Here is an 8,578-nt window from a genome sequence, read left to right on the forward strand (position 1 = left end):
CTGCAGCGGCTGGCCGGCGGTGGACAGCACCGCGGTCGAGACCGTTGCGGCCGCAGCCGCGGGGGTGGCCGTCGCCACCGGGGTGCTCGCAACCGTCTGCTGGTTGGTGGTGCTGGCGGTGCCCACGGCAGGGCTCGGGCCCTCCACCGGGTCGGGGTAGGTCGAGGTGGTCCAGGTGATGGCGGCATAGCCGGCTGCGTACTTGTCCATGTCCACGTCGATGGCGCCCTGCACGTCGTACAGCGGGCTGCCGCTGACCTGGCGCACGTAGAGCCAGTTGCCCTGGCTGGTGCTGCCCTTGCTGGCGTCGAGCTGGCCGCCCACGAAGCGCACCGTGCCGCCGCCGTCGTGCACCACGAGGTGGTCGGCACCGGGCTCGTTGACCAGGCGCGAGAAGGTGGTGTCGATGTGCTCGCTCGCCTGGGTGCTGGCGTACTCCGCCGCGCTCAGCGCCGCCTCACGGACCGGCGCCGAGCCGTAGCGCAGGGCAAAGGCCGATTCCGTGCGTTGGGGCGCATAGCCCGAGAACAGGAAGGAGCGCGTGCCCGCGGGGATGTAGATCTTGAATTCCTTGTACTGCAACTGGTAGTTGGTGAACTCCGGCAGGGCGAGCGATCCGCCGCCGGGAAAGGCACAGCCGCTGGAGGAAAAGCCGATGGCGCAGCCGGTGACACCGGTGGGCGCGTACTGCTGCTGAAAGCCGATCTTGCTGTCGAAGCTGTAGTCGTAGGTCCCGGCGGCGGGCGGCAGGGCGATCCTGAGGGGTGACTGGTGAAGAGAAACGAAATTGGCGGCATGGGACAACGACGCCGCCGCAGAAAGGCACACAACCAACAAAAACCGCATCCAGACCACTCCAGGACAAAAAAAGGACATAAAAAGCGCCCCGCCAACGCCACGGGCCCGGCCCGCAGCGCCCGCCAGGGCACCTGCCATTCAGTGATGAAAAATAACTTTTGCAACCACCTGCATGCCGCAAAAAGCAGCGTGCGCAAACCCGCCCAGCCGCTTCATGCGGGCGAAGCGAGGCTCTGAGAGGCAGCCCGGGCGGGAAGTTCCTGTAAAGATGCGTGCGTTACATCCGCCCGCTGCGGGCTGCGCCGCGTCCGGGCACCGCGTCAGGACTGCGGGGTGCGGGCGGCCAGGAGCTGCTGCACCATGGCCGCCACCGCGATGGCCTGGGTGTCGTACTGCGACTCCGGGGCGCGGGGCACCTCGTAGGTGCCATCCAGGCCGGTCAGGCCGGTGATCAGCCCGGCTCGGGCGCGCGCATACAGGCCCTTGGGGTCGCGCCGGGCACATTCCTCGACCGAGGTGCTCAGGTGGACCTCATGGAACTCGCCGGGCGCGAACAGGGCGCGCACCCGCTGGCGGTCGGCCTCGAAGGGGGAGACAAAGGCGCACACCACGGTCAGGCCATTGCGGGCCATCAGCCGCGCCACCTCGCCCGCGCGGCGGATGTTCTCGGCCCGGTCGGCGGCCGACAGGCCCAGGTCGGAGCACAGGCCCTTGCGCAGCTCGTCGCCGTCGAGCACGCAGGCCCGGCCGCCGGCCTGGTTGAGGGCATCGGCCAGTGCGCCGGCCAGGGTGGTCTTGCCTGCGGCGGGCAGGCCGGTGATCCAGTAGACGAGGGGATTCGAGCAAGGCATCGCGGCTTGGCAGAGGTAGCTGAGGTGCGCCTACTGTATGCCAGCCTTGCCGCCACGCCCTTCGCGTTGTTACCAGCGGTCCGAGCGCATGCGCAGCTCCCACCCGCCACCGCGCAGTTCGTACACGCCCACGGCGCCGTAGCGCTGCTCGCCCTTGTCGTCCCAGGTCATGGTGCCGATCACCGGCGCATAGCCGTTGATGCTGTGCATGGCCTTGGTGATGTCCTTGGGGTCGGCGGACTTGGCCTTCTGGATCGCGGCGGACAGCACGTAGGTGCTGTCGTAGCTGTAGTGGCCGCCGTAGGCCGGGGGCTTCTTGAATTCGGCCACGTACTTTTCGAGGAAAGGCTTGCCGGTGGCGAACTCCTTGGCCTCCAGCACCGGCGAGGTGGCGTAGATGCCCTCCACGATGCCGGCGCCCTTGGCCATGTCGGTGGTCTTGATGGTGTCGCCGCCAAGCAGGCGCACCTTGGTGTGGTCGACCTTCTTGAGGGCTTCCAGCAGGGCGATGGCCTGGAAGTCGTTGAGGGTGGAGACGATGACCTCCACCTTGGCGGCCTTGAGCTCGCCGGCCAGGGCGTCGAAGGCCGTGGTCTTGTCGTCGAAGGACTTGCGCACCACGACTTCCTTCTTCTCGGCCTTGAGCTGCTCGGCCGCGCCATCGGCCAGGCCCTTGCCGTAAGGCGTGCCGTCGTCCAGCGCGGCATAGCGGCTGGCACCCAGCTGCGTGGCGGCGAACGAGCCGATGGCACGCGCCTGCAGCGTGTCGTTGGCCACCATGCGGAAGGTGGTGGGAAAGCCCAGCTGCGTGAACTTGGGGTTGGTGGAGATGGCGATCTGCGGGATGTCCTTGGCCGCGTAGATGGGAGCGGTCTCGATGCTCACACCCGAGTTGAGGTGGCCGATGACGGCGACCACGCCCGAATCCACCAGTTGCTGTGCCACGGTCTTGCCGGTGGCGGCATCGGCCCGGTCGTCCACGGGCACCACCTCCAGCTTCACCACTTTGCCGTCCACGCTGTAGCCGCCCTTGTTGAGCTCGGCCACTGCCAGGTTGACGCCGTTGAGCAGGTCCTGCCCCAGGGCGGCCAGGGGCCCGCTCAGGGGCTGGGCCACCCCGATTTTGATGGTGTCGGGCACTTTGCCGCAGCCTGCCAACAAGGCGGTGGCGGCCACAGCGGCGAAGGCCAGGTGGGCCGGGAATCGGCGCCGGTCGATGGACTGGTTCATGCAGGAAACTCCAAATCTGTATGTCAATGTGTCCGGATGTATATGCGACGCCGCAAAGAGGCGCTATCGGGTATGCCCTCCCAATACTCACTCTATTAGCAAGTTTCAGGCCCCCGGAGCCGCGCGGGTTGCAAAACCCAGGGTAGACCCCTGCCTGCACCAGCCCCGTGCACCAATTTGTGGCGCAAATCTTGCTATGCTGACGGCATGAACGAGGCCTTGCGCATAGTGGTGGTCGCCCCCGATCTGGCGGTCGCCGACCCCGACGACGAGCACGCCCTGCTGCAGGCAGAGCGCTCGCGGGCGCTGCGCATCGGCCTGCTGGAGAACAATTTCAACCTCGTGGCCACCCTGCCGGCAGATGTGTTCCTGAGCGAGCGTCTGGCGCAATTGCAGCCCGACCTGATCATCGTGGACGCGGAAAGCGAGGCGCGCGATGCGCTGGAGCATGTGGTGATGGCCACGCGCAACGAGCGCCGCCCCATCGTCATGTTCACCAACGACGAGGACACCTCGCACGTGAAGGCGGCCGTGGCCGCCGGTGTGTCGGCGTACATCGTGGCCGGCCTGGCACCCCAGCGCATACGCCCCATCCTGGACGTGGCGATGGCGCGCTTCCAGCACGAGCAGGCGCTGCGCGCCGAACTGGCCGACGCCAAGACCGAGCTCAAGGACCGCAAGACCATCGACCGCGCCAAGGGCCTCTTGATGCAGCGCCAGGGCCTGAGCGAGCAGGCCGCGTACGAAAAGCTGCGCAAGACGGCCATGGACAAGGGCCTCAAGCTCGTGGACGTGGCGCAGCGCATGCTGGACGTGGCCGATCTGCTGGGCTGACCCCCGCGCCCTCGCCCGCACCACTCCCGCCACCACCCACCCCGTGGTGGTGCACCGCACAAAACCTGTGCATGCCGATGCCAGGCACGCAAGCGCGCCAAGCCATGCCGCGCTTTGCCTTGAAGGCCCTACTGGCAATGATCTGCCGCTATGAAAAGCAGAGTACACCGAGGCTGGAGAGAGCTGGCACAGGGCTTGCATCGGTTGGTGTGAGACCAACGAAGGTCTTCGATGAGCGGGGATGTGGCCAACGGCGGACAACTCCCCCTCGCACCGGACAGAGGCGTCCCACCCGCGCTAGGCGCTGCATGGCTTTCGAGCCGCAGCAGCCTTGCGCCGGGGGGACGCCTTTTTTGTTTTCTACGCCACCAGGGAAGCCCCATGACCGATCTGCTCAAAACCAGTCTCAACCGCCGCACCGTGCTGCAGGCCGCCACCGTGGGCGCCGTGGGCGTGAGCCCCGCGCTGCGCGCCCTCGTCCACGCACAGGGTTCGGACGCCCCCGAGAAGAAGGAAGTGAAGATCGGCTTCATCCCGCTGACCGACTGCGCCAGCGTGGTGATGGCCTCGGTGCTGGGCATCGACAAGAAGTACGGGGTGACCATCATCCCCACCAAGGAAGCGAGCTGGGCCGGCGTGCGCGACAAGCTGGTCAACGGCGAACTGGACTTCGCCCACGTGCTCTACGGCCTGGTCTACGGCGTGCACCTGGGCATTGCCGGCCCCAAGAAGGACATGGCCGTGCTGATGAACCTGAACCAGAACGGCCAGGCCATCACGCTGTCCAAGAAACTCGCCGACAAGGGCGCCGTCAATGGCGCCGGCCTGGCCAAGCTCATGGCCAGCGAGAAGCGCGAGTACACCTTCGCCCAGACCTTCCCCACGGGCACGCATGCCATGTGGCTGTACTACTGGCTGGCCGCGCACGGCATCGACCCGATGAAGGATGCCAAGGTCATCACCGTACCCCCACCGCAGATGGTGGCCAACATGCGCGTGGGCAACATGGACGGCTTCTGCGTGGGCGAGCCCTGGAACCACCGCGCCATCATGGACGGCATCGGGGTGACCGCCACCACCACGCAGGACATCTGGAAGGACCACCCCGAGAAGGTGCTGGGCACGACCTCGGAGTTCGTGCAGAAGTACCCCAACACGGCCCGTGCCGTGACGGCCGCCATCCTGGAGGCCGGCCGCTGGATCGACGAAGGCCTGGCCAACAAGAACAAGATGGCCGAGACCATTGCCGGCAAGGCCTATGTGAACACCGGCGTGGACGCCATCAACCAGCGCATCCTGGGCCGCTACCAGGACGGCATGGGCAAGACCTGGGACGACCCCAACCACATGAAGTTCTACAACGACGGCGCGGTGAACTTCCCCTACCTGTCGGACGGCATGTGGTTCCTGACCCAGCACAAGCGCTGGGGCCTGCTCAAGGACCACCCCGACTACGCCGGCGTGGCCAAGTCCATCAACCGCGTGGACGTCTACAAGCAGGCGGCCACCGCCTCCAAGACCCCGCTGCCCAAGAGCGACATGCGCAGCCACAAGCTCGTGGACGGCGTGGTCTGGGACGGCAAGGACCCCAAGAAGTACGCCGACGGCTTCAAGCTCAAGGCCTGAGCGCCCCAGGCCCAGGCCCCACTCTGATCGCCCCACGTTTCCACCCGCACAGGAGATCCACCATGGTCAGTGCCGTTTTTCACTCCCCTACCGCCGCGCTGCCGGCCGAAACGCCGGCGGCGCCCGCGCGCAGTGCCGCCGCCCCAGCCGCCGAGGCCCGCACGGAGGCGCCCGTCCCGCGGGCCCCGCGCGACTGGACCGCCGTGTCGCGCAACTTCTGGATGGCCGTGCTGCCGCCGCTGTGCGGCCTGGGCCTGCTCATCGGCCTGTGGGCGGTGGTCTCCACCACCACCGGCGGCAGCATCCCCAGCCCGCAGGCCACCTGGGCGCAGGCGCTGGAAATCTTCAGCAACCCGTTCTACCGCAATGGTCCCAACGACCAGGGCGTGGGCTGGAACGTGCTGATGTCGCTGGAGCGCGTGGCCATCGGCTTCGGCATGGCGGCGCTGGTGGGCATCCCGGCCGGCTTCGTGATCGGGCGCTTCAATTTCCTCTCGCGCATGTTCAACCCTTTGATCAGCCTGCTGCGCCCCGTGTCGCCGCTGGCCTGGCTGCCCATCGGTCTGCTGGTGTTCAAGGGGGCCAACCCGGCTGCCATCTGGACCATCTTCATCTGCTCCATCTGGCCCATGGTCATCAACACCGCCGTGGGCGTGCAGCGCGTGCCGCAGGACTACATGAACGTGGCCCGCGTGCTCAACCTGTCGGAATGGAAGATCGCCACCAAGATCCTGTTCCCCGCCGTACTGCCCTACATGCTGACCGGCGTGCGCCTGGCGGTGGGCACGGCCTGGCTGGTGATCGTGGCCGCCGAGATGCTGACCGGCGGCGTGGGCATCGGCTTCTGGGTCTGGGACGAGTGGAACAACCTGAACGTCAAGAACATCATCATCGCGATCTTCGTGATCGGCATCGTGGGGCTGGCGCTGGAGTTCGCGCTCATCAAGCTGGCCACCGCATTCACATTCGAAGAGGTGAAGGCATGAACACCACAACCAACACAACGCCCAACGGCAAGTTCATCGAAGTCCAGGGCGTCGGCCAGACCTTCAAGACCGCCAAGGGCCTGTTCCCGGCCCTGCGCGAGATAAACCTGAGCATCGCCAAAGGCGAGTTCGTGGCCCTGATCGGCCACTCGGGCTGCGGCAAGTCCACGCTTCTGAACCTGATCGCCGGGCTCACCACGCCCACGGCCGGCGCCCTGCTGTGCGCCAACAAGGAGATCAAGGGACCCGGCCCCGAGCGCGCCGTGGTGTTCCAGAACCACTCGCTGCTGCCCTGGCTGACCTGCTTCGACAACGTCTACCTGGCGGTGGAGCGCGTGTTCGGCGGCCGCGAGAACAAGGCCCAGCTCAAGGCGCGCACCGATGCCGCGCTGGCCCTGGTGGGCCTGACGCACGCCGGCGCAAAGCGCCCCGGCGAGATCTCGGGCGGCATGAAGCAGCGCGTGGGCATTGCCCGCGCCCTGTCGATGGAACCCCAGGTGCTGCTGATGGACGAGCCCTTCGGCGCACTGGACGCCCTCACCCGCGCCAAGCTGCAGGACGAGCGGCTGGAGATCGTGGCGCGCACGCAAAGCACCGTGGTCATGGTCACCCACGATGTGGACGAAGCCGTGCTGCTGTCCGACAAGATCGTGATGATGACCAACGGCCCGGCCGCCACCATTGGCGAGGTGCTGAAGGTCGACCTGCCCCGCCCGCGCAAGCGCGTGGAGCTGGCCGAGGACGCACAGTATGTGCACTACCGCAAGGCGGTGATCGACTTCCTGTACACGCGCCAGGGGCACGTCGAGAAAGCCGCTTGAAGCCGCGCGCCGCCAGGCGCGGCAGCATCACGCCAAAGGCGCTGGCCGGTCCCGGTCAGCGCCTTTTTCACAGGGTCAATGGCTTCCTGTGATGTACTGCTCCAGCTGTTCGATGATGAATTTCTGCTCGGAGATGATGTCCTTGACCAGGTCACCGATGGAGATCATGCCCACGAGCTTGCCGTTGTCCACCACGGGCAGGTGGCGCAGGCGGCCGGTGCTCATCATCTGCATGCACTGTTCGCTGGTCTGGTCGGGCCGCACGAAGCGCACGGCCGAGGTCATCACGTCGCGCGCCAGCGTGGCGGCCGAGGTGCGGCCCAGGAGGGCGATCTTTCGCGCGTAGTCGCGCTCGGTGAAGATACCCACGATGGCATCCCCTTCGGTGACCACCAGGGCGCCGATGCCCTTGTCGGCCATGAGCTGCAGGGCAGAAAGCACGGAATCCGTGGGCCGGATGGTGTGCACAGTGGCGTCAGGCTTGGACTGAAGAATCTTGGCTACGACGGTCATGGAAACCTCCCTCTGAGAGACGTGGATCGGGCACAAGGTCATTTCAGCCCATCTGCTCTCCGAGTGCAACCCGCAGCATCCCATGCTGATGTTTCTGCGCTGTTGCATTCCGCCGCTGTCGAAACAAACCGAAAAGAAACGAAACCGCGACGAGACCCCCGATAGGGGTTAACCCGGCACGATACACCCATGTTCAACGCGCTGGCTCTCTCGGGAACAAGCCTGGTGGACACCGCAGGAACTCTGTGGATTGTTTCTGATACCGGAACAGTTAATTGGCGACTAGGTGGTTTTTCAATGAACACCCCAGGCGTACAGTTCAACCCATCGATGAGCCGAACCCGCAAGGCGACTCACCGAACCCGGTTCAGCAGCTTGTTCGTATCGCAGCCGTTCCGGTTTTTTTGAGACGCTTTTTCAACTTTTCAAGGATTTCATCATGAACACGACCGCACGCTTCCTCTCCATCGCCGCTGTTGCCGCCTTTGCATCGTTCGGTGCCCAGGCCGACGAAGCCGACGCTTCGCAATTCGCCACCAAGTTCGAAACCAACCGCACCCGCGCTGAAGTGGTGGCCGAAGCCTCTGCCGTCGCCAAGACCCGCAGCATCGAACCCGCTGGTTCCCGCGTGGTGACCTACCAATCCACGGCCGACCGCGCTGCCGTGCGTGCCCAGGCCGCAGATGCCGTACGCACCGGCCAGATTTCTGCTGGCGAAATCGGCGCACTTTAATTCGCATCCAGATTGCGTCTTGCCCCGTATTCCTCAGTACCTCATCCTTAATCTTGAATTTCACAGGAGTTTCACCATGAACATGCGCACCCTTCTCGCCGCGACCGTCACGGCACTGGCATTGGTCACCATGACAGGCTGCGCCGTCACGCGCGGGCAGGAGACCATCGGTGCTTATGTCGACGA

11 protein-coding genes are annotated in these 8,578 nt (G+C 65.8%); 7 read left to right on the forward strand and 4 right to left on the reverse strand.

Annotated features, from left to right (window positions below; genetic code table 11):
- The coding region (locus ACK59X_RS16130; protein ID WP_409958737.1) for a hypothetical protein at positions 1-804 on the reverse strand (804 nt) is incomplete at its 3' end.
- Here ACK59X_RS16130 and ACK59X_RS16135 point away from each other — a divergent pair.
- The gene (locus ACK59X_RS16135; protein WP_409958739.1) at positions 796-1,035 is read left to right on the forward strand and encodes a hypothetical protein; all 240 of its coding nucleotides are present in this window, start codon (positions 796-798) and stop codon (positions 1,033-1,035) included. The genes ACK59X_RS16130 and ACK59X_RS16135 overlap by 9 nt on opposite strands.
- A gap of 83 nt (positions 1,036-1,118) precedes the next feature.
- Here ACK59X_RS16135 and cysC read toward each other — a convergent pair whose 3' ends face one another.
- Together cysC and ACK59X_RS16145 are read right to left on the reverse strand one after the other, a co-directional pair.
- Positions 1,119-1,649: an adenylyl-sulfate kinase gene (gene cysC / locus ACK59X_RS16140; protein ID WP_409958741.1), complete on the reverse strand. Its 531-nt coding sequence runs from the start codon at positions 1,647-1,649 to the stop codon at positions 1,119-1,121.
- A 69-nt stretch (positions 1,650-1,718) separates the two neighbouring features.
- A complete protein-coding gene (locus ACK59X_RS16145; RefSeq protein ID WP_409958743.1) occupies positions 1,719-2,879 on the reverse strand; it encodes a branched-chain amino acid ABC transporter substrate-binding protein in 1,161 nt (386 codons plus the stop codon).
- Positions 2,880-3,086: 207 nt separating this feature from the next.
- Here ACK59X_RS16145 and ACK59X_RS16150 point away from each other — a divergent pair, with 207 nt between their 5' ends.
- The 4 genes from ACK59X_RS16150 to ACK59X_RS16165 all read left to right on the forward strand — a co-directional run bounded on the left by ACK59X_RS16150 (position 3,087) and on the right by ACK59X_RS16165 (position 7,146).
- On the forward strand, positions 3,087-3,713 hold the full coding sequence (locus tag ACK59X_RS16150) for an ANTAR domain-containing response regulator (protein WP_409958745.1): 627 nt from the start codon (positions 3,087-3,089) through the stop codon (positions 3,711-3,713).
- Between the two features lie 381 nt (positions 3,714-4,094).
- Positions 4,095-5,339 (forward strand): CmpA/NrtA family ABC transporter substrate-binding protein, encoded by a 1,245-nt coding sequence (locus ACK59X_RS16155; protein WP_409958747.1) that lies wholly within the window; start codon positions 4,095-4,097, stop codon positions 5,337-5,339.
- A 62-nt stretch (positions 5,340-5,401) separates the two neighbouring features.
- Entirely contained in the window at positions 5,402-6,325 is a 924-nt protein-coding gene (gene ntrB, locus ACK59X_RS16160) for a nitrate ABC transporter permease (RefSeq protein ID WP_409958749.1), read from the forward strand.
- Positions 6,322-7,146, forward strand: coding sequence for an ABC transporter ATP-binding protein (locus ACK59X_RS16165; protein WP_409958751.1), 825 nt, complete (start codon positions 6,322-6,324; stop codon positions 7,144-7,146). The genes ntrB and ACK59X_RS16165 overlap by 4 nt, the downstream gene beginning before the upstream one ends.
- Before the next feature lie 75 nt (positions 7,147-7,221).
- Here the strand turns inward: ACK59X_RS16165 and ACK59X_RS16170 are convergent, their stop codons facing one another.
- Complete coding sequence (locus ACK59X_RS16170; RefSeq protein ID WP_409958753.1) at positions 7,222-7,659, reverse strand: CBS domain-containing protein; 438 nt, start codon at positions 7,657-7,659, stop codon at positions 7,222-7,224.
- Between the two features lie 189 nt (positions 7,660-7,848).
- On the opposite strand from ACK59X_RS16170, the gene ACK59X_RS16175 reads away from it, so the two are divergent.
- Together ACK59X_RS16175 and ACK59X_RS16180 are read left to right on the forward strand one after the other, a co-directional pair.
- Positions 7,849-8,067: a hypothetical protein gene (locus ACK59X_RS16175; protein ID WP_409958755.1), complete on the forward strand. Its 219-nt coding sequence runs from the start codon at positions 7,849-7,851 to the stop codon at positions 8,065-8,067.
- 31 nt (positions 8,068-8,098) lie between these two features.
- On the forward strand, positions 8,099-8,392 hold the full coding sequence (locus ACK59X_RS16180; RefSeq protein WP_409958757.1) for a DUF4148 domain-containing protein: 294 nt from the start codon (positions 8,099-8,101) through the stop codon (positions 8,390-8,392).
- Positions 8,393-8,578: the final 186 nt, after the last annotated feature.

Source organism: Acidovorax sp., assembly GCF_046339755.1.
GTDB lineage: Bacteria > Pseudomonadota > Gammaproteobacteria > Burkholderiales > Burkholderiaceae_C > Acidovorax.

Coding starts and splice junctions, on each gene's coding strand:
- ACK59X_RS16135 (WP_409958739.1), top strand. CDS start 796: ATGGGACAACGACGCCGCCGCAGAAAGGCACACAACCAACAAAAACCG.
- ntrB (WP_409958749.1), top strand. CDS start 5,402: ATGGTCAGTGCCGTTTTTCACTCCCCTACCGCCGCGCTGCCGGCCGAA.
- ACK59X_RS16155 (WP_409958747.1), top strand. CDS start 4,095: ATGACCGATCTGCTCAAAACCAGTCTCAACCGCCGCACCGTGCTGCAG.
- ACK59X_RS16145 (WP_409958743.1), bottom strand. CDS start 2,879: ATGAACCAGTCCATCGACCGGCGCCGATTCCCGGCCCACCTGGCCTTC.
- ACK59X_RS16165 (WP_409958751.1), top strand. CDS start 6,322: ATGAACACCACAACCAACACAACGCCCAACGGCAAGTTCATCGAAGTC.
- cysC (WP_409958741.1), bottom strand. CDS start 1,649: ATGCCTTGCTCGAATCCCCTCGTCTACTGGATCACCGGCCTGCCCGCC.
- ACK59X_RS16175 (WP_409958755.1), top strand. CDS start 7,849: ATGTTCAACGCGCTGGCTCTCTCGGGAACAAGCCTGGTGGACACCGCA.
- ACK59X_RS16150 (WP_409958745.1), top strand. CDS start 3,087: ATGAACGAGGCCTTGCGCATAGTGGTGGTCGCCCCCGATCTGGCGGTC.
- ACK59X_RS16180 (WP_409958757.1), top strand. CDS start 8,099: ATGAACACGACCGCACGCTTCCTCTCCATCGCCGCTGTTGCCGCCTTT.
- ACK59X_RS16170 (WP_409958753.1), bottom strand. CDS start 7,659: ATGACCGTCGTAGCCAAGATTCTTCAGTCCAAGCCTGACGCCACTGTG.